General features: G+C 39.1%; 19 protein-coding genes and 5 pseudogenes. 19 read left to right on the top strand and 5 right to left on the bottom strand.

Features of this window, described 5'->3' with window-relative positions; genetic code table 11:
• Window positions 1–416 precede the first annotated feature (416 nt).
• A pseudogene (locus P7J58_RS04300) lies at window positions 417–1512 on the bottom strand (IS630 family transposase).
• A gap of 421 nt (window positions 1513–1933) precedes the next feature.
• Here P7J58_RS04300 and P7J58_RS04295 point away from each other — a divergent pair.
• The 4 genes from P7J58_RS04295 to P7J58_RS04280 are packed head-to-tail and all read left to right on the top strand — an operon-like array spanning window position 1934 to window position 5649.
• Window positions 1934–2893, top strand: coding sequence for an ABC transporter substrate-binding protein (locus P7J58_RS04295; RefSeq protein ID WP_024376556.1), 960 nt, complete (start codon window positions 1934–1936; stop codon window positions 2891–2893).
• Window positions 2894–2916: 23 nt separating this feature from the next.
• Window positions 2917–3891 (top strand): ABC transporter substrate binding protein, encoded by a 975-nt coding sequence (locus P7J58_RS04290; RefSeq protein ID WP_408555832.1) that lies wholly within the window; start codon window positions 2917–2919, stop codon window positions 3889–3891.
• A 54-nt stretch (window positions 3892–3945) separates the two neighbouring features.
• Complete coding sequence (locus P7J58_RS04285) at window positions 3946–4839, top strand: ABC transporter permease (protein ID WP_002940642.1); 894 nt, start codon at window positions 3946–3948, stop codon at window positions 4837–4839.
• A gap of 9 nt (window positions 4840–4848) precedes the next feature.
• Window positions 4849–5649 (top strand): ABC transporter ATP-binding protein, encoded by an 801-nt coding sequence (locus P7J58_RS04280; protein ID WP_408555831.1) that lies wholly within the window; start codon window positions 4849–4851, stop codon window positions 5647–5649.
• Window positions 5650–5853: 204 nt separating this feature from the next.
• Here the strand turns inward: P7J58_RS04280 and aroB are convergent, their stop codons facing one another.
• From aroB to P7J58_RS04260, 4 genes are read right to left on the bottom strand one after another with little or no spacing between them, the layout of a single operon-like run.
• A complete protein-coding gene (aroB, locus tag P7J58_RS04275; RefSeq protein ID WP_408555830.1) occupies window positions 5854–6921 on the bottom strand; it encodes a 3-dehydroquinate synthase in 1068 nt (355 codons plus the stop codon).
• 12 nt (window positions 6922–6933) lie between these two features.
• Window positions 6934–7803 (bottom strand): shikimate dehydrogenase, encoded by an 870-nt coding sequence (locus P7J58_RS04270; RefSeq protein WP_408555829.1) that lies wholly within the window; start codon window positions 7801–7803, stop codon window positions 6934–6936.
• A gap of 42 nt (window positions 7804–7845) precedes the next feature.
• Window positions 7846–8871 carry a 3-deoxy-7-phosphoheptulonate synthase gene (locus P7J58_RS04265; RefSeq protein ID WP_408555828.1) on the bottom strand — a complete coding sequence of 342 codons (1026 nt, stop codon included), beginning with the start codon at window positions 8869–8871 and terminating at the stop codon, window positions 7846–7848.
• A 9-nt stretch (window positions 8872–8880) separates the two neighbouring features.
• On the bottom strand, window positions 8881–9918 hold the full coding sequence (locus tag P7J58_RS04260) for a 3-deoxy-7-phosphoheptulonate synthase (protein ID WP_029176012.1): 1038 nt from the start codon (window positions 9916–9918) through the stop codon (window positions 8881–8883).
• 212 nt (window positions 9919–10130) lie between these two features.
• On the opposite strand from P7J58_RS04260, the gene aroA reads away from it, so the two are divergent.
• The 15 genes and pseudogenes from aroA to P7J58_RS04185 form a co-directional block, all read left to right on the top strand.
• The gene (gene aroA / locus P7J58_RS04255) at window positions 10131–11411 is read left to right on the top strand and encodes a 3-phosphoshikimate 1-carboxyvinyltransferase (protein ID WP_408555827.1); all 1281 of its coding nucleotides are present in this window, start codon (window positions 10131–10133) and stop codon (window positions 11409–11411) included.
• A gap of 8 nt (window positions 11412–11419) precedes the next feature.
• Complete coding sequence (locus P7J58_RS04250; RefSeq protein WP_408555826.1) at window positions 11420–11911, top strand: shikimate kinase; 492 nt, start codon at window positions 11420–11422, stop codon at window positions 11909–11911.
• Window positions 11902–12729 (top strand): prephenate dehydratase, encoded by an 828-nt coding sequence (gene pheA, locus P7J58_RS04245; RefSeq protein ID WP_024409584.1) that lies wholly within the window; start codon window positions 11902–11904, stop codon window positions 12727–12729. Before P7J58_RS04250 ends, pheA begins: the two co-directional genes overlap by 10 nt.
• A gap of 11 nt (window positions 12730–12740) precedes the next feature.
• Window positions 12741–14063, top strand: a complete 1323-nt coding sequence (locus P7J58_RS04240) for an LCP family protein (protein WP_029173194.1) — start codon at window positions 12741–12743, stop codon at window positions 14061–14063.
• Between the two features lie 66 nt (window positions 14064–14129).
• On the top strand, window positions 14130–15485 hold the full coding sequence (rlmD, locus tag P7J58_RS04235; RefSeq protein ID WP_408555825.1) for a 23S rRNA (uracil(1939)-C(5))-methyltransferase RlmD: 1356 nt from the start codon (window positions 14130–14132) through the stop codon (window positions 15483–15485).
• A 391-nt stretch (window positions 15486–15876) separates the two neighbouring features.
• Window positions 15877–16047, top strand: coding sequence for a hypothetical protein (locus tag P7J58_RS04230; RefSeq protein ID WP_002941306.1), 171 nt, complete (start codon window positions 15877–15879; stop codon window positions 16045–16047).
• Window positions 16048–16155: 108 nt separating this feature from the next.
• Window positions 16156–16239 (top strand): 23S rRNA methyltransferase attenuation leader peptide, encoded by an 84-nt coding sequence (locus P7J58_RS04225; RefSeq protein ID WP_013641314.1) that lies wholly within the window; start codon window positions 16156–16158, stop codon window positions 16237–16239.
• A 124-nt stretch (window positions 16240–16363) separates the two neighbouring features.
• Window positions 16364–17101 carry a 23S rRNA (adenine(2058)-N(6))-methyltransferase Erm(B) gene (gene erm(B) / locus P7J58_RS04220; protein WP_002321849.1) on the top strand — a complete coding sequence of 246 codons (738 nt, stop codon included), beginning with the start codon at window positions 16364–16366 and terminating at the stop codon, window positions 17099–17101.
• Window positions 17102–17270: 169 nt separating this feature from the next.
• Window positions 17271–17531, top strand: a pseudogene (locus P7J58_RS04215) (topoisomerase DNA-binding C4 zinc finger domain-containing protein); the annotation flags it as partial.
• Window positions 17532–17664: 133 nt separating this feature from the next.
• On the top strand, window positions 17665–17904 hold the full coding sequence (locus P7J58_RS04210; protein WP_000635249.1) for a peptide-binding protein: 240 nt from the start codon (window positions 17665–17667) through the stop codon (window positions 17902–17904).
• A gap of 48 nt (window positions 17905–17952) precedes the next feature.
• Window positions 17953–18036 carry a 23S rRNA methyltransferase attenuation leader peptide gene (locus tag P7J58_RS04205; protein WP_001814874.1) on the top strand — a complete coding sequence of 28 codons (84 nt, stop codon included), beginning with the start codon at window positions 17953–17955 and terminating at the stop codon, window positions 18034–18036.
• Between the two features lie 124 nt (window positions 18037–18160).
• Window positions 18161–18628: pseudogene (locus P7J58_RS04200) on the top strand (rRNA adenine N-6-methyltransferase family protein); the annotation flags it as partial.
• Window positions 18628–19035 (top strand): annotated as a pseudogene (locus tag P7J58_RS04195) (methyltransferase domain-containing protein); the annotation flags it as partial. The pseudogenes P7J58_RS04200 and P7J58_RS04195, both read left to right, overlap by 1 nt.
• Window positions 19036–19067: 32 nt before the next feature.
• The gene (locus P7J58_RS04190; protein ID WP_002294505.1) at window positions 19068–19931 is read left to right on the top strand and encodes an aminoglycoside nucleotidyltransferase ANT(6)-Ia; all 864 of its coding nucleotides are present in this window, start codon (window positions 19068–19070) and stop codon (window positions 19929–19931) included.
• 43 nt (window positions 19932–19974) lie between these two features.
• Window positions 19975–20097, top strand: a pseudogene (locus P7J58_RS04185) (adenine phosphoribosyltransferase); the annotation flags it as partial.
• Between the last annotated feature and the right edge of the window lies 1 nt (window position 20098).

The raw sequence follows: 20098 nt of genomic DNA, 5'->3' as shown, positions 1-20098 counted from the left end.
GTTTCGGATGTCATCCGCATAAAGAACAAACCCGTCACACCTCCCGGTATTGAAATCCCATATACCGGAAATGCGGTAGTCATAGCGGTTTTATCGCTAGGCATTATTCTCTTCTTGCTAGGCTATCGTTTGGTCGCCTATAAGAAGGACGAGAAAAACAACTAACCCATCATTATATTCTGCTAGATACACCTACCTGACCCATTTGTCAGTAGGTGTATTTTTCTGGAAAAAAGTATAACCGCCTAATAACAAGGTATCGTGTAACCGCTCAATAACAAGGTATCTATCCAATCACTCATTCCTCCAGTATACTGTTATAAAAAACAAACTGGAGGATTTTTTATGTCACAGCCCATCGTCCCATTGACTATTCCCCAATCTCGCCGCTTTGAGAAGAAAAGCAGAAATGATGCTTATTCGATTTCAAAATCTGAACAAATCCATTTTCTATGTACAATACTTTTTAGAGTTTCACTATCTGACCCTTGAATGATTTCTTGGAGCTTATCAATGACTGACTCCAATGTTTGAATAGCTCTGTTCTTAAATCCGCGTTTGCGGATTTCTGCCCAAACTTGTTCAATCGGATTCATCTCAGGGGTATATGGTGGTATGAACGCAAATGCAATATTATCAGGAATTTCAAGTGCCTGAGATTTATACCAAATGGCATTGTCCATGACTAAAATGATGTGGTCATCGGGATAAGCTTTTGATAATTGACGTAAAAATTCATTCATCCAAGCGGTATTACAACCACTAGCTATTATGAAGAAAGATTCCCCTGTGTGTGCATCTGCCGCACCATAGCAGTAACGAAAATCTCGGATATGATGGCTTGAGATATTCGGACGGTAGTTTTTAGGACTCCAACATGCCCCCAGTTTACTAATCCGACCAAACCCTGCTTCATCTTGATATATAAGCCGGGTTTACTTATAGGCATTTTGTTCAAGAAATCGCTTGCTTGATTTTTCCTTGTACAAAGATTTTATTTTTTGACGCTAAAATCGTTTCGGCGTCTGCTTTCTTTGGATGTTCTGGACGGGGGCTAATTTTTGTTGCTTACTGCGTAAGCTTTATTTCCCGTCTCAAAGAATCTCTTGATTCTTTGACCCATCCATGACGTTTCAATAGTTGGTAAAAACCATCTTTAGTCGCCGTATGACCAAGTTTATCTTGATAAGCTCTATAGAGGGATTCAACAGTTACAAACTCTCCGTAGACAGCAGAAGCTAACTGCTCGCTCAAAAAAAGCTTGTTCTTCTTCAACTGTCATATAAGCGTGGCGACGACCTCCTCTAGCATCTGAGGTAAGACATGTTCTTGATATTTCTTAGTCAATCTCCAAACCGTATCATGTGAGACATCAAGCATATCCATAATGGATTTGTAGGGAGTTTGGATTGCCCTGAGATAAACTGCTTGAATACGTTTGTGATAAGGTGCTAAGTTTTTATCTTTTGGAGCTGTTTTGAGCTCTGTTATCATTTCGTTAGTAAATTCCATGTTTCAGCTAATAATATAGGGGTCTATTTTTAGAAAAATTCGAAAAAACTTGAAAAATCTGAAAATTTACGCAATTTCCTATTGACAAATAATTTGAAAACAGTTATGATAGTTACAAATAAATGAGAAAGGGAAACAGAGATGTTACAAATGTGTCAAAATCATTCAGCTAATCATGCTTATTTCTACGGCTATTTTAGATAGTGTTTGTAGACATGGTAAACATGGATGCAAACACGGGAACGTAAAGTTTGTATCTATGTGGCTGTAGCTATTTTGACATGTGCCCATAGATGATACATCTAAATGGCACGGATAATTCATTCTGTTTTCCTACACAGATGAAATATAAGGACCGTTTAGAGTGTAGTCTAAGCGGTTCTTTCTTGTTTGCTATTATATTTATAAAAGGAGAATAATCATGGGATTTAAAAAAATTATACTTAGTTCAGTAGCACTTTTGTCAGCAGTAACGCTTGCTGCATGCAGTTCCAATTCGTCAGATTCAAGTTCAGTCAATGTTGGTATTATTCAATATGCTGAACATGAAGCGTTGAGCTCAGCTCGTGAAGGCTTTGTAGAGGCGCTCGAAGAAGCAGGCTACAAGGAAGGTGAAAATCTGACGATTGATTTGCAAAATGCCCAAGGTGATCAAGCAAACTTACAAACAATGGTTGAGAAATTGGCAGGAAAAAATGATCTTAACTTTGCCATCGCAACACCGGCAGCCCAAGCCATGCTTAATGCAGATAGTGAAACATCAAGTGTATTCACAGCTGTCACAGATCCAGTTGAAGCAGGTTTGGTTGAATCATTGGAAAAACCAGGTGGGACCATGACGGGATCGACTGATGCAACTGATGTGGAAGGTCAAATCGAGATGTTGCTCAAAGTTGTACCAACTGCGAAGACTGTCGGTATTTTCTACAATTCTAGCGAGGTAAACTCAGAAGTTCAAGCTGAGCAGGCTAAAAAAGCACTCGAAGCAAAAGGTGTAAAAGTAGAAGTGACAACAGTTACGACGACAAACGATGTTCAGCAAGCTATTACTTCACTTGCAGGAAAAGTCGATGCTATCTATCTTCCAACTGATAATACAGTTGCCTCTACAGCTTCAACAATCGGTGATATTTTAAAAGAAGCAAAAGTTCCAGCTATGGGAAGTGACGCGGCAGTTATTGACGCAGCTCTATTTACCTACGGTGTCGACTACCATGCTATCGGTGTTCAAGCTGGTGAATTGGCTGTGAAGATTTTGAAGGGTGAAAAGCCAGCTGACTTAGCAGTTGAAAAACCAAATACAGCGGCTATTACCGTCAATGAAGAAATGGCTAAAGCTGTTGGTATTGATGCAGCGACGATAAAAGCATTAGAAGAGTAAAATATTTAGGAGAAGAAACGTTTATGTATTATAAGCTAGTAAAAAAATTGGCAACTATTTCAGTAGCAAGTATGGGTTTGCTAACACTTGCAGCTTGTTCCTCATCATCAGAACAAGCTTCCTCAGATGTGGTCAAAGTTGGAGTTCTCCAATATATGGAGCATGAATCATTGACAGCTGCCCGTGAGGGTTTTGTGGCGGAATTAGCAGCAAATGGTTATAAAGAGGGTGAAAAATTGGTTTTGGATTATCAAAATGCCCAAGGCGATCAAGCTAATCTTCAAACCATTTCAGAACAATTAATAGATGGAAATGATATTGTCTTGGCAATCGCTACGCCGTCTGCCCAGAGTTTAGCGACTGTGTCTACTGAAACGCCGATTGTCTTTACTGCGGTTACAGATCCCTTGTCGGCTGACTTGGTAGAATCCATTGAAAAACCAGGTGGACTTTTGACAGGTACTTCTGATCAAGCTCCAATTGACAAACAAGTTGAATTGCTAGGACAAGCTGTTCCTGATGCTAAGACAGTTGGTATTTTGTACACTACTAGCGAACGGAACTCAGAAGTCCAGGTAGAGCAAGCTAAGGAATTGCTAGAAAAAGCAGGTTATAAGGTAGTAGTAAAAGGAATCACCTCTTCAAATGAAGTCCAAGATGCGGCAACTAGCTTGATGAAGGATGTAGATGCTGTCTTTGTTCCGACTGACAATACTGTCGCTTCAACCATGACCATGATCGGTGAATTATCTGTGGAGCATAAGGTTCCAGTAATCGGTGGTTCAACGGACATGGTGGATGAAGGAGGTCTTTTGACTTACGGTACCAACTATGAAGCTTTAGGTCGTCAAACTGCAAAAATGGCTATTAAGATTATCGAAGGAGCCAATGTGTCAGAAACAGCAGTAGAATACCCAGAAACCGTCAGTCTTCACGTTAATGAAGAAATGGCTCAGAAATTAGGTATTGATACTTCTAAGCTTGCTGTATCGGAATAAGATTGGTAAGATAGAACCTAGTATTGACTACGAATTTAGAAAAAGGAGAAAATCGTGGATATTATTTTATCAAGTATCTCGCAAGGCTTGCTTTGGTCAGTTATGGCGATTGGTGTTTACTTGACGTTTCGTATTTTAGATATTGCTGATATGACAGCTGAGGGGTCTTATCCGCTTGGAGCTGCTGTTTGTGCGACAGGGATTGTGAACGGAGTGAATCCCTTGCTGGCAACCTTTATGGCTATGGTAGCTGGTATGGGTGCAGGATTGATTTCTGGTTTACTTCATACAAAACTAAAAATTCCAGCTCTTTTGACCGGTATTGTAACCTTGACAGGTCTCTACTCTATCAACTTGAAAATCTTAGGCAAAGCCAATGTAGCTCTACTTAAGCAAGAAACTCTAGTGACCCAATTACAGGATTTCGGTCTAACGAAAACCAATGCTGTTTTGGTGATTGGTCTGGTCTTTGTACTAGCAGTTGTAGGCTTATTGACGCTCTTGCTCAATACACAAATTGGTCTAGCTATTCGTTCAACAGGGGATAATATTCCAATGAGTGAGGCCAATGGTATCAATGTAGACAATATGAAAATCTACGGTTATATGTTGTCGAATGGTCTAATTGCCCTTTGTGGTGCTCTTCTTACTCAGAATAATGGCTATGCAGATCTCAATTCAGGTACTGGTACCATTGTTATCGGTCTAGCATCTGTCATTATTGCAGAAGTTATCTTGCGTAACTTACGCCTGGGTTGGAGACTCCTATCGGTTGTTCTCGGTGCAGTTGTTTACCGTTTGATTATCTTAGCGATTTTGGAAATTCCAGGTATGGATGCAGACCTTGTTAAACTCTTCTCAGCTATCCTTCTGGCAACCGTTCTCTATGTGCCAGAATTGCAGAAGAAATTGAATATTCGTCGTCCAAAATTGAATGGAAATGCTTAGGAGGAAGTCATGTCTACAATTTTATCAATTCAAAATATTCATAAAACCTTCGAAGCTGGAACAGTTAATGAGAACCATGTCCTTCGTGGGTTGAACTTAGATGTAAAAGAAGGTGATTTTATCTCTATCATCGGTGGTAATGGTGCTGGTAAATCAACTTTCATGAACTCACTTGCAGGTGCCTTGACGGTTGATTCGGGCGATATTTTGCTTGAAGGTAAATCCATTAAGCATGTTTCAGCTGCCAAACGCTCTAAGGACATCAGCCGTGTTTTCCAAGATCCTAAGATGGGAACAGCTTCCCGCTTGACCATTGAAGAAAATATGGCTATTGCCTATCGTCGTGGATTGTCACGTGGTCTCGGTTGGGGTGTGAAGGATAGTGAACGTGCTATTTTTAAGGAATCCTTGAAAGAGCTTGGTCTGGGACTAGAAAACCGTATGAAGGTGGACACGCAATTTCTTTCAGGTGGTCAACGTCAGGCTCTGACCTTGATGATGGCTTCGCTGGTTAAACCAAAAGTTCTGCTCCTGGACGAACATACTGCGGCCCTTGATCCAAAAACCAGCGATATGGTTATGGAATTGACCAAGAAAATCGTGGAAAGTCACCAGTTGACAGCTCTGATGATTACGCATAATATGGAAAACGCCATTGAATATGGTAATCGTTTGGTCATGTTGCACCGTGGTCAGATTGTTGTCAATGTAGAAGGAGAAGAGAAGAAGAACTTGACTGTTCAAAACTTGATGGACCTTTTCTACAAAAACAGCGGTGAAAAGCTAACTGACGATGAGATGATTTTATAAAAAAATAAGACTACTGATGATTTTTGAATCAGTAGTCATTTTTCTTATATCGTCATTTATACTCTTCGAAAATCAAAATCAGACGTTGTTGACTTGATTTGATGAACTTCAGTTCTATCTGCATCTGCGTCGCCTAGTCTGTTTTTGATCTTCATTGAGTATTAGTTGACTTTTATTACTTCGACGTAAAAGTCAACTAAATGACTATACTTGTAGAAATTCTAGCATTTCTTCCATTGGAATTTGATGGATGGCTGCCTGTCCTAATTGTGGTACGATGACAAGTTTGATTGACTTGCCTCGTGCCTTTTTATCTCGTGTCAGGGCGGCGTATAATTCATCTACATTCCAAGGCTGGTGTGTAGTCGGCAAGCCGAATTTTTCACACATGGCGATAATCTTTTCTGTCATACCAGCTGGCATCAGTCCTTTTTTCTCAGCTGCGCGTGAGATTTGTACCATACCAATGGCAACAGCTTCACCGTGCATGACCTGGCCGTAGCCAGCGGTCGCTTCAATAGCATGTCCAATCGTGTGACCGAAGTTGAGGTAGAGTCTGACACCGTTGTCTAATTCATCTTCGACAACAACCTTGCGTTTGACTTCACAGGAGTGGTAGATAATATAGTCAGCCTGTTCCAGAATGCTCTCGATAGAGCCGTCTAATTGGTCTAGGGTTTCCCAGAGCTCCACATCATCTATTAAGCCATATTTGACAACCTCGCCCATTCCTTCAATCAATTCTCGTTTGCCGAGTGTTTTTAGGGTATCAGGGTCAATGAGAACGCCGTCTGGCTGGCAGAAGGTCCCCACCATATTTTTGGCAAATGGGGTGTTCACGCCAGTTTTTCCCCCGATAGAAGAATCGACTTGGGCAGTTAGGCTGGTTGGAATTTGTAGGAAATGGATACCACGCATATAGGTAGAAGCGACAAAACCTGCCAAATCACCAACGACTCCCCCGCCGAGAGCAATGATTCCATCACTTCGTGTCATACCATTTTTTACGAGAAATTCGTAGGCCTGATTGACGGTATCAAGATTTTTTGAGGCTTCACCTTCTGGAAATTCAAAAGCAATGGTTTCAAAACCAGCTTGTTCTAAGCTTGACTGAACTGTTTCACGGTAGAGTGAGCCAACGTGGTCATCTGTAATAATGGCGATTTTCTGAGGTTTCCAAAGTTCTTTGACCCATGCACCTGTCTGTGCTAAACTTCCTCTTTGGATAAGGATGTCGTAGGGAGTGTTGGGAAGATTGACGGTCAGTTTCATCAGATTTCCTCTCTATTTGATGTCGTATTTCTGGACTAATTGGTCCCAAATCAAGTCAGTCGGCATTTCCTTACCAGTCCAGGCTTGGAATGCTTCAGCCGCTTGAAAAAGGAGCATGCCCAAACCGTTAATAGTAGGGTTGCCTTGTGACTGGGCATGCTTCATTAAAGGTGTTTCGAATGGTTGATAAATCACATCCGCAACCAAAAGATTTTCGGGAAAGCGAATGGTAGAAGGAACAGGTTGAGAATACCCATCCATGCCTACACTGGTTCCGTTGACTAGTAAGTCGGAGTTGGTAATATGTTCCTGTAGTAATTGGCTATCATCAAGCGTTAGGACCTTCATGGGAACTCCAGTTGCTTGAGCAATAGGTGTAAGACTCGCCTGTGTTCTTTCCAAGCTTTGTTGACGGCAGAAAATGGTAATTTCCTTTGCACCATCCAATGTAGCCTGAGCTATGATAGCAGTAGAAGCACCACCACCACCTAGAATGGTCAGTCGCTTGTTCTTAACTTGAAAGCCTTTTAGTCTTTCCAAACTCTTGAAAAATCCAATGCCATCGGTATTATGACCGATTAGTAAGCCATCCTGATGAATGACGGTATTGACAGCGCCAATCAAGCGAGCAGAGTCAGTCAGGCTATCGAGATAAGGGATGACAGCCTGCTTATAGGGCATGGACAGGTTGATACCAAACATATCATATCGTTTGATATTTTCAAGCGTTACAGCCAAATCTTCCTCGGGAATTTCCCAAGCGACATAGACACCATTTACACCTGTATCTTGAAATGCCAGATTATGAATAAAGGGGGAAATAGAGTGTTTGATTGGCTTTGCAACAACGGCAGCTAAGCGAGTATATCCATCAATAGTCACAGGTTTCCTCCATTTTTCATCTGATTTTTTTAATTGTTGAGTTTATAAGGTCTGGTAGATTTCACGGATAAGGTCTTCCGTTTTTTCCCAACCCAAGCAAGGATCGGTAATGGATTTGCCGAATACCTCAGGGCTATCTTGACGGCCGTCTTCTAAGTAGGATTCAATCATGAAACCACGGACATATTTGCGAATGGCTTCATTCCAATCACGGTTGATGAGGGTTTGACGGACGATACGGATTTGTTCCAGGTAGTTTTTACCAGAATTGTCGTGGTTGGTATCAATTACGATAAATGGATTTTTAAGACCAAATTGTTCATACTGTTTGATGGTTTTCAAGAGAATATCATAGTAGTAGTTTGGTTCATAACCGCCCTTTTCAGTATTGGCACCACGAAGGATAGCATGAGCTAGAGGGTTGCCATCTGTATCAACTTCTGCATCGCGGTAAATAAAGTTCTGTTTGCTTTGTGCGGCGTAGATACCATTGAACATAACGGTCAAATTACCAGAAGTTGGGTTTTTCATACCAGTTGGCATATCGACACCTGATGCAACAAATCTATGTTCTTGGTCTTCAACCGAACGTGCTCCGATAGCATGGTAGGACACCAAGTCTTCCACAAGAGGGTAGTTGGCAGAGTAGAGCATTTCATCAGCAGTTGTGAGTCCGGTCTCAGTAATGACACGGTAATGCAAATTACGAACGGCAGCGATACCGTTAATGAGGTCTGGTAATTTAGAGGTATCTGGCTGATGAACCAGTCCTTTATAGCCTTCCCCATTGGTACGTGGCTTAGCTGTGTAAACCCGCATGACCATGAAGATTTTATCTTTGACTTCCTCTTGAAGCTTAGAGAGACGACGTGCATATTCTAGAACGGCCTCTTCATTATCTGATGAGCAAGGGCCTATAACCAAGAGCAGACGGTCATCTTCGCCTCGGATAATTCTTTTCAGTTCTTCATCGCGCTGATTTTTTGCAGCTAGAAATTCTCCTTCTAACTTGGAAAGTTCCTTTACTTTATCGATGTCTAAACTGGTGCTACGTTTGTGAATTCCCATAATATCTTCCTATCTGTTGTAAATTTCTCGGATGAGTTCTTGTGTTTTTTCCCAGCCTAAGCAAGGGTCTGTGATGGATTTTCCATAGACATCTGGATTGTCTTGGCGACCGTCTTCAATGTAGGATTCAATCATGAATCCGCGAACGTAGTTACGAATGGATTCGTTCCAGTCACGGTTGATTAAGGTTTGTCGGACGATACGGATTTGTTCCAAATAATTTTTCCCAGAATTGTCATGGTTGGTATCGATGATGATGAATGGATTTTTCAAACCAAATTGGTCATAGAGCTCAATGGTTTCTAGAAGATTGTCATAGTAATAGTTTGGTAGGTATTTACCATTTTCATTGACTGCGCCACGAAGAATAACGTGAGCAAGTGGGTTGCCAGATGTTTCAACTTCAGTATTGTTGAAGAGGAAGGATTGTTTCTTCTGAGCAGCAAAAAGACCGTTGAACATGACTTTGAGGTTGCCAGATGTTGGATTTTTCAAGCCTGTTGGAACATCGATGCCTGACGCTACAAAACGGTGCTGCTGATTTTCAACCGAACGAGCTCCGATAGCGATGTAGGAAACCAAGTCATCAACCAAAGGCAGATTTTCAGGGTAGAGCATCTCGTCAGCAGTAGTTAAACCTGTTTCCGTAATGACACGATAGTGGAGGTTACGAACAGCTTTGATTCCGTTGATGAGGCTTGGTGCAGCATCTGTATCTGGTTGGTGCATGAGTCCTTTATAACCATCACCATTGGTACGTGGCTTGGCAGTATAGACGCGCATGACCATGAAAATTTTATCTTTGACCTCTTCTTGGAGCTTGGCCAAGCGGTGTGCGTAGTCCAAAACGGCCTCTTCATTGTCTGATGAACATGGTCCGATAACCAAGAGAAGACGGTCATCTTCTCCCTTTAAAATAGCCTCAAGTTCACGGTCACGAGCTTGTTTTTTAGTAAGTGTTTCTGGAGAAAGTTTTGAATGTTCTCGTACTTGATTGATATCAATTTTTTCGCTGATTGGTGTAAACAATAGGTCTTCCTCTTTCATTTATAGATTTCTCAATTATACCATTATTTTTAAGAATTTAAAACCAATATTCATGATTTTGTGTAAAAATTACAGTAAATTCTGAAAATTCTTTCTTTAATTTCTGTAGATTTTGAGTATCGCTTTTATTTAGATATAATTTTCCAAAAAAAATCTGAAAATATTCAATAAATATGATAGAATAGGTCTAACACTATTTCGAGGTATGAGTTATGAAATTAAGAACAAATATAGAAAAATTACAAGGAAAAATTCGTGTCCCAGGTGATAAATCAATCAGTCATCGTTCTATTATTTTTGGTTCCCTTGCAAAAGGTGTTACTCGTGTCCACGATATTTTACGTGGGGAAGATGTCTTGTCAACCATGCTGGTCTTTCGTGATTTGGGTGTAAAAATTGAAGACAATGGTGATATTGTTGAAGTACACGGTGTTGGCTTTGATGGTCTTCAAGCACCAAAAAATGATTTGGATATGGGAAATTCTGGAACCTCGATTCGTTTGATTTCAGGCGTTTTGGCAGGTCAAGACTTTGAGGCGACTATGTTTGGTGATGATTCCTTATCCAAACGTCCCATGGACCGAGTGACTATTCCACTCAGTCAAATGGGAGTAGAGATTTCTGGACAAACTGAACGTGACCTACCTCCGTTGACCATCAAAGGGAATAAGAATTTAAAACCAATTCGCTACCAACTTCCTGTAGCTTCTGCCCAAGTAAAATCAGCTCTGATTTTTGCTGCCCTGCAGGCTGAGGGAGAGTCGGTCATCGTAGAAAAAGAGTTGACTCGAAACCATACAGAAGATATGATTGTCCAGTTTGGTGGACAGTTAGAAGTCAATGGCAAGGAAATCCGCATCCAAGGTGGTCAGGAGTTTATTGCCCAAGAGATTACAGTTCCAGGAGATATTTCAAGTGCTGCTTTTTGGTTGGTTGCTGGCTTAATCGTACCAGGTTCAAAAATTGTCCTTGAAAATGTAGGAATCAATGAAACTCGGACTGGTATTCTAGATGTCATTAAAGCTATGGGCGGAAAAATGACCCTTTCTAACATAGATGAACTTGCAAAATCTGCTACCATTACAGTTGAAACGTCGGAATTGAAGGCTACGGAGATTGCAGGCGAATTGATTCCTCGTTTGATTGATGAGTTGCCAATTATTACCTTACTAGCGACTCAAGCACATGGAACAACGATTATTCGTGATGCTGAGGAGTTGAAAGTCAAAGAAACGGATCGTATTCAGGTTGTTGCAGATGCTCTAAATAGTATGGGAGCAACTATTGAACCAACAGAAGATGGTATGATTATTCACGGACCAACTGCTTTACATGGTGCTGAAATCAATACATTTGGTGACCACCGTATCGGTATGATGACTGCCATTGCCGCCTTGTTGGCCAAAGATGGAGAAGTTGTATTGGAAAGAGCAGAAGCTATCAATACTAGCTATCCTGCCTTCTTTGAACACTTAAATAGTTTGATGGATTAGGAGAACGTATGCCAATCGTTTTACTTGGATTTATGGGAGTTGGAAAAACAACAACAGCACATTTGTTAAATCTCCCCGTTTACGATATGGACCATATCATTGAAGAACGGATTGGTAGGCCTATTGCTGACTATTTCAGTCTTGAAGGTGAAGCAGCCTTTCGTCAAGTTGAAACGGAAGTCTTGAAAGAATTGTTGACCTTGCCTGCTGATTGCCTTGTGTCAACAGGTGGCGGGGTGGTCAAATCCGAGGAAAATCGTCAGTTGTTGCAAGAAAATAAGGATAATAATGTCTTATTGACTGCATCGTTTGAAGTTGCCTATGGACGAATTAGCCAGGACAAACAATCTAAACGTCCCCTCTTTTTGCAACATAGTAAGGACGAATTTGAAACCATCTATCAAGAGCGAATGTCCCTCTATCAAGGATTGGCTGATACCGTCATCAATACGGATGATTTAAGTCCAGAACAAGTAGCAAGGAAAATTTTATGCAAGTAGCCTATCTAGGACCTCGTGGTTCTTTTACACATCAAGTGGCCCAGCAGGCCTTTCCGACTGCGGATTTGCAGGCTTTTGAGACGATTACAGAGGTTATCAAGGCCTACGAAACGGGGGAAGTTACCTATTCCGTTATTCCAGTAGAGAACTCGATTGAAGGTAGTGTTCATGAAACGATTGACTATCTCTTTCATCAGGCGGAGATTCATGCGGTTGCAGAGATTGTTCAACCGATTGCCCAACAACTGTTAGCCACGAGTGCCGATAAGGCTGTAGAGGTTATCTATTCTCATCCGCAGGCAATTGCTCAGGGGAAGAAATATATTCAGGAACATTTTCCTCAGGCTCGTATTGAAATAACAGCTAGTACAGCCTATGCTGCTCGCTTTGTGGCAGAACACCCTGAACAACCATTCGCGGCAATTGCTCCGCAAGCGGCAGCAGTTGAATATGGACTGGAAGTAATTGCGCAAGATATCCAGGAAATCAGTGAAAATTTTACACGTTTTTGGATTTTGGGGGATAAGGCTCCGTCTATTGCCCTGGAACAAGTAGCTAAAAAAGTCAGTCTTGCACTGACATTGCCAGATAACCTGCCAGGAGCCTTGTATAAGGCCATGTCTGTTTTCTCATGGAGAGGAATCAGCTTAACAAAAATAGAAAGCCGACCCCTGAAAACGGCTTTGGGTGAGTATTTTTTCATACTGGATCTGGACAATCAGTCTGAGGAATTATTAGCCTATTCTCAAAATGAATTGACTAGTTTAGATATAACCTATAAAGTACTAGGGAATTACCTGGTCTATATGACCAGCTAGGATGAAGACAGATGAATAAAAACAATAATATCCTAACCCATCATGAACAATTGAGGTTAGATTATTTGCAAAAAAATATCCACTACTTAAATGACAAAGAAAGTCGCGAGTTGGATTATCTATTATATAAAAAAGAGCTGAGAGAACGGCATGGAAGTCCAAGACAATCTCTACGTAGCTTCACACCAACGGCTTATGAAGATGACTTCGAGGAAGATTATTTTGAAGAGGATGATGAGCAAGAGGAATTGTTGCCTCGCTATCCTGAACGTAAATCTAGAAAAACAAGACAAGCCAAACCTCAACGGTTTCAGTCTCCTCGTATCGAGCCCAAAGCGAAAGTACCTAAACCTAAAAAAGCACGTAAAAAGGGTGGTTTCAAGCGCTTTATTGGTTTCGTATTGCTTGCTATAGCGCTAGTGATTGTAGCGATGGGCTATAATTTCTTCAAAGGTATGAATAGCGTGAGCGAGAAGCCGGTAGCTGAGGTCTTCAACGGCGTAGATACATCGAATGGGACAAATATTTTAATTTTGGGAACAGACGGTCGTGTTGGCGAAAGTTCAGGTGAAACTCGAACGGATACCATCATGGTTCTAAATGTGAATAACACAGATAACAAAGTCAAACTTGTTAGCTTTATGCGGGATACCTTGGTGGATATTGAGGGATATGAATATAAACTCAATACTGCCTATACTTTGGGAGAACAGGATAATCAGCAAGGGGCTGAAGAAGTTCGGAAGGCGTTGAAGAATAATTTTGACATTGATATCAAGTACTATGCGATGGTGGATTTTGCAACCTTTGCGACAACGATTGATACACTTTTCCCTGAGGGCGTAACGATTGATGCACAGTTTTCAACTATTAATGGTGAAGTCGTTAGCTCAGTAGAAGTGCCGAATGATTTACAGCTGGAAGAAAATGCTCCTGCTTATCAAACGATTCAGGTTGGTGTACAGCAGATGGATGGTAAGACCTTGCTTAACTACGCGCGCTATCGTTCGGATGATGAAGGTGATTTTGGTCGTACGAGACGTCAACAGGAAGTGTTATCTGCTGTTATGACACAAGCTAAAAATCCAATGAAACTATTCTCTGGTTCCGAAGCTATAGGTAAGGTTGTGGCCATGACTCCGACAACAGTGCCACAAAGCTTTATGTGGCTACAGGGACCAGGCCTTCTATTGGATGCGGCAAATGGTATCGAACGTGTTACAATCCCAGAATATGGAGACTGGATTGACGACTATGATATGTATGGTGGTATGGCTCTTCGTGTTGATTTTGAAAAATACCAGCAGCGCTTGGCTGAGTTAGGCCTGCGTTAAGAAATATGGTATACTAGAAGTGACTTCGGTCACTTTTTTAGTGGTCCAAAAATAGAAAGTAGAATTATGTTAAAGAAAAACGATATTGTCGAAGTAGAAGTTGTAGATTTGACACATGAGGGGCAGGGTGTGGCAAAAATTGATGGTTTTGTCTTCTTTGTAGACAATGCTCTTCCAGGCGAGAAAATTTCTATGCGCATCTTAAAACTTAAGAAAAATATTGGTTTTGGTAAGGTGGAGCAATGGCAGAGCTTCTCAAAAGACCGTAATCAGGACTTGGATTTGACCTATCTAAGAACAGGTATTGCTGACTTGGGGCATCTCACTTATCCAGCCCAACTAGCTTTTAAGAAAAAACAAGTTGAGAATAGTCTACGTAAGATTGCGGGTATTTCAGAAATAGAAGTAGCAGATACGTTGGGAATGGACAATCCTCTTGCTTATCGTAATAAGGCAGCTGTTCCAGTTCGTCGTGTGAATGGGCAGTTAGAAACAGGATTCTTCCGAAAAAATTCACATGATTTAGTTCCGATTGAGGATTTTTACATTCAACATAAGGAAATTGATGCCTTGGTTCTAGCGACACGTGACCTCTTGAGAAAATTAGACTTGAAGCCTTACGATGAGAAAGAACAGACAGGACTTGTGAGAAATATTGTTGTTCGTCGTGGTCATTATTCAGGTCAGTTGATGCTAGTTTTAGTTACGACTCGTCCGAAGATTTTCCGTGTTGAAACCCTTATTGAGCGTTTGACAAGCCAATTTCCAAATCTTGTTTCTATCGTTCAGAATATTAATGACCAGAATACCAATGCTATATTCGGTCAAGAATTCCGGCTTTTGCATGGCAGTGAGACCATTGTCGACACTATGTTGGGCAATGAATTTGAGATTTCAGCTCCGTCATTCTATCAAGTTAATACTGAAATGGCTGAAAAACTCTATCAGACCGCCATTGATTTCGCAGAATTGTCGGCAGATGATGTCGTGATTGATACCTATTCAGGTATTGGGACAATTGGTCTCTCCTTTGCAAAACAAGTTAAGCATGTTTACGGTGTAGAAGTCGTTGAAAAGGCTGTCCTTGATAGTCAGAAGAATGCTGCTCGAAATGGGATTGACAATGTGACCTACGTCTGTGATAGTGCTGAGTCTGCCATGCAAAAATGGGTGGCAGACGGCATCAAACCAACTGTGATTTTTGTCGACCCGCCGAGAAAAGGCTTGACAGAAAGTTTTATCAAAGCAAGTACTTCTGTAAAACCAGAGAAAATCGTCTATATCTCCTGTAATGTGGCAACGATGGCGCGTGATATTAAACTTTATGAGGAATTGGGGTACAAATTGACGAAGGTACAGCCGACTGATTTATTTCCGAATACGCATCACGTCGAGTGTGTCGCACTGCTCGTAAAAGCCTAGAAACCTTGGAACGAAAGGGATAATGAAAAGCCTTTGTTGCAAGGCTTTTTGCTTTATGGTGGGTAAGTATCAGAGTGAGAAAATTTTTGGAATGAGTAGAAGTGATAGCTAGAAATTATCAGTTTCTATTTCCATTTACCCTGTGGGTACGTGTTTGTTTCCATTGACAAGGAGTTTGTGGGAATAGAAATGTACCCACCTTGTTTGAATCAAGTGAAGTGTAGTTGAAGGAAATCTGTTGAAAGCAATACTTCATTTTACCGAATAAGTAATAATTTAGGCAACTTCAAATCGATTAAAAAAAACTATTTTAAAGGTTAAGAGTAGACAAAAATTGTCCACTCTTTTTTGTAAACTCAATTTATCAATAAATGAAATGAGGGAATGTAAAATGAAATATTTTGAGGTTGAGTTAGAAAATCCTGATGAATTTTTAAAACTACAAACAGAAGATTTTGTGAAAGCTAATCGCTTGCTACTAAGGAAGATAATCCAGAGCGTTACAGTCTATGAAGAACACTTCGTCATATCCTTTAAATCTGGCATCGAATTGGAAGTATGAGACTCATTCCATAACTTTTATATTGAACATATCATCTTGTTGTGTTATACTATAAATTGAAGTTAAATTAGATGCTAAAAATTTGTAATTAAGAAGGAGGGATTCGTCATGTTGGTATTCAAAATGCGTAATGTAGATAAAACATCTACTGTTTTGAAACAGACTAAAAACAGTGATTACGCAGATAAATAAATACGTTAGATTAATTCCTACCAGTGACTAATCTTATGACTTTTTAAACAGATAACTAAAATTACAAACAAATCGTTTAACTTCTGTATTTGTTTATAGATGTAATCACTTCAGGAGAGATTACATGAACAAAAATATAAAATATTCTCAAAACTTTTTAACGAGTGAAAAAGTACTCAACCAAATAATAAAACAATTGAATTTAAAAGAAACCGATACCGTTTACGAAATTGGAACAGGTAAAGGGCATTTAACGACGAAACTGGCTAAAATAAGTAAACAGGTAACGTCTATTGAATTAGACAGTCATCTATTCAACTTATCGTCAGAAAAATTAAAACTGAATACTCGTGTCACTTTAATTCACCAAGATATTCTACAGTTTCAATTCCCTAACAAACAGAGGTATAAAATTGTTGGGAATATTCCTTACCATTTAAGCACACAAATTATTAAAAAAGTGGTTTTTGAAAGCCATGCGTCTGACATCTATCTGATTGTTGAAGAAGGATTCTACAAGCGTACCTTGGATATTCACCGAACACTAGGGTTGCTCTTGCACACTCAAGTCTCGATTCAGCAATTGCTTAAGCTGCCAGCGGAATGCTTTCATCCTAAACCAAAAGTAAACAGTGTCTTAATAAAACTTACCCGCCATACCACAGATGTTCCAGATAAATATTGGAAGCTATATACGTACTTTGTTTCAAAATGGGTCAATCGAGAATATCGTCAACTGTTTACTAAAAATCAGTTTCATCAAGCAATGAAACACGCCAAAGTAAACAATTTAAGTACCGTTACTTATGAGCAAGTATTGTCTATTTTTAATAGTTATCTATTATTTAACGGGAGGAAATAATTCTATGAGTCGCTTTTGTAAATTTGGAAAGTTACACGTTACTAAAGGGAATGTAGATAAATTATTAGGTATACTACTGACAGCTTCCAAGGAGCTAAAGAGGTCCCTAGCGCCTACGGGGAATTTGTATCGATAAGGGGTACAAATTCCCACTAAGCGCTCGGGACCCCTTGTAGGAAAATGTCCTAAGTGTGGCAACAATATTGTATTAAAAAAATCGTTTTATGGTTGTTCAAATTATCCTGAATGTACCTTCACTTTAGCTGAACATTTTAGAAAGAAAAAACTCACCAAAACAAATGTAAAAGAATTACTAGAGGGAAAAGAAACCCTGGTAAAAGGAATCAAAACGAAAGATAGAAAGTCCTACAATGCCGTTGTAAAAATCGGAGAAAAGGGATATATTGATTTTATATCTTTCTCAAAATAAACATAAAAGCCCTTTAAAGAGGGCTTTTATATATTAATCACAAATCACTTATCACAAATCACTTATCACAAATCACAAGTGATTTGTGATTGTTGATGATAAAATAAGAATAAGAAGAAATAGAAAGAAGTGAGTGATTGTGGGAAATTTAGGCGCACAAAAAGAAAAACGAAATGATACACCAATCAGTGCAAAAAAAGATATAATGGGAGATAAGACGGTTCGTGTTCGTGCTGACTTGCACCATATCATAAAAATCGAAACAGCAAAGAATGGCGGAAACGTAAAAGAAGTTATGGAAATAAGACTTAGAAGCAAACTTAAGAGTGTGTTGATAGTGCATTATCTTAAAATTTTGTATAATAGGAATTGAAGTTAAATTAGATGCTAAAAATTTGTAATTAAGAAGGAGGGATTCGTCATGTTGGTATTCCAAATGCGTAATGTAGATAAAACATCTACTGTTTTGAAACAGACTAAAAACAGTGATTACGCAGATAAATAAATACGTTAGATTAATTCCTACCAGTGACTAATCTTATGACTTTTTAAACAGATAACTAAAATTACAAACAAATCGTTTAACTTCTGTATTTGTTTATAGATGTAATCACTTCAGGAGAGATTACATGAACAAAAATATAAAATATTCTCAAAACTTTTTAACGAGTGAAAAAGTACTCAACCAAATAATAAAACAATTGAATTTAAAAGAAACCGATACCGTTTACGAAATTGGAACAGGTAAAGGGCATTTAACGACGAAACTGGCTAAAATAAGTAAACAGGTAACGTCTATTGAATTAGACAGTCATCTATTCAACTTATCGTCAGAAAAATTAAAACTGAATACTCGTGTCACTTTAATTCACCAAGATATTCTACAGTTTCAATTCCCTAACAAACAGAGGTATAAAATTGTTGGGAATATTCCTTACCATTTAAGCACACAAATTATTAAAAAAGTGGTTTTTGAAAGCCATGCGTCTGACATCTATCTGATTGTTGAAGAAGGATTCTACAAGCGTACCTTGGATATTCACCGAACACTAGGGTTGCTCTTGCACACTCAAGTCTCGATTAAGCAATTGCTTAAATACTAAGTTCACTTGCATTTCACTATGTAGCAGACTATGAGAATTTAATAAAAAAGATATATAGGATGCTGAAGGCTGGTGGCAATTTAGTTTTTACAGTTGAACATCCTGTTTTTACTGCTCATGGAACACAAGACTGGTATTATAACGAAAAAGGAGAAATACTGCATTTCCCGGTGGACAATTATTATTATGAGGGCAAACGGACAGCTATGTTTTTGGAAGAAAAGGTTACAAAATATCATAGAACACTGACCACATATCTAAATACACTGCTTTCAAATAGTTTTATAATAAATCAGATTGTGGAGCCACAGCCGCCAGAGAACATGATGGATATTCCGGGGATGGCGGATGAAATGCGACGCCCAATGATGCTGATTGTATCGGCAAAAAAGAAGATGTAATAATATAGAAAAAATAAACGAGGAGTATGTAAATGAGATCAGAAAAAGAAATGATGGATTTAGTACTTTCTTTAGCAGAACAGGATGAACGTATTCGAATTGTGACCCTTGAGGGGTCACGCGCAAATATTAATATACCTAAAGATGAATTTCAGGATTATGATATTACATATTTTGTAAGTGATATAGAACCGTTTATATCTAATGATGACTGGCTTAATCAATTTGGGAATATAATAATGATGCAAAAGCCGGAGGATATGGAATTATTCCCACCTGAAGAAAAGGGATTTTCCTATCTTATGCTATTTGATGATTACAATAAAATTGATCTTACCTTATTGCCCTTGGAAGAGTTAGATAATTACCTAAAGGGCGATAAATTAATAAAGGTTCTAATTGATAAAGATTGTAGAATTAAAAGGGACATAGTTCCGACTGATATAGATTATCATGTAAGAAAGCCAAGCGCAAGGGAGTATGATGATTGCTGCAATGAATTTTGGAATGTAACACCTTATGTTATTAAAGGATTGTGCCGCAAAGAGATACTGTTTGCAATCGATCATCTGAACCAGATTCTACGGTTTGAACTACTTAGGATGATGTCGTGGAAGGTTGGGATAAAGACAGAATTTTCATTAAGTGTTGGGAAAAATTATAAGTATATTAACAAATACATTGATGAAGATCTATGGAATAGATTATTATCTACATATCGCATGGATTCCTATGAAAATATTTGGAAGTCATTATTTATATGCCACCAATTGTTCAGGGAAGTGTCCAAAGAGGTAGCAGAACTACTGGGGTTTGATTATCCAGAGTATGGTAAGAACATAACAAGATATACCGAGGACATGTATAAAAAATATGTTGAAAATGACTATTTTTAAAGATTAGCAAAGATTATTAACCATAAGCAAGGGGTGTAAATGTATGGAAAGTACTGATGTTATAAATGAAATTAGAGGTATATTACCTCGTAACTCAATTGGAAAATATGATTTACTAACTATTTTTACACATAAAACCGTTTTTGATAAAATTGTAAAAGTACTAT

This window comes from Streptococcus suis (assembly GCF_046032535.1).
In the GTDB taxonomy this organism is placed as follows: Bacteria; Bacillota; Bacilli; order Lactobacillales; family Streptococcaceae; genus Streptococcus; species Streptococcus suis_AK.
The sequence above is the reverse complement of the archived record's forward strand: the minus strand, read 5'-3'. Positions and strand labels throughout refer to the sequence as shown.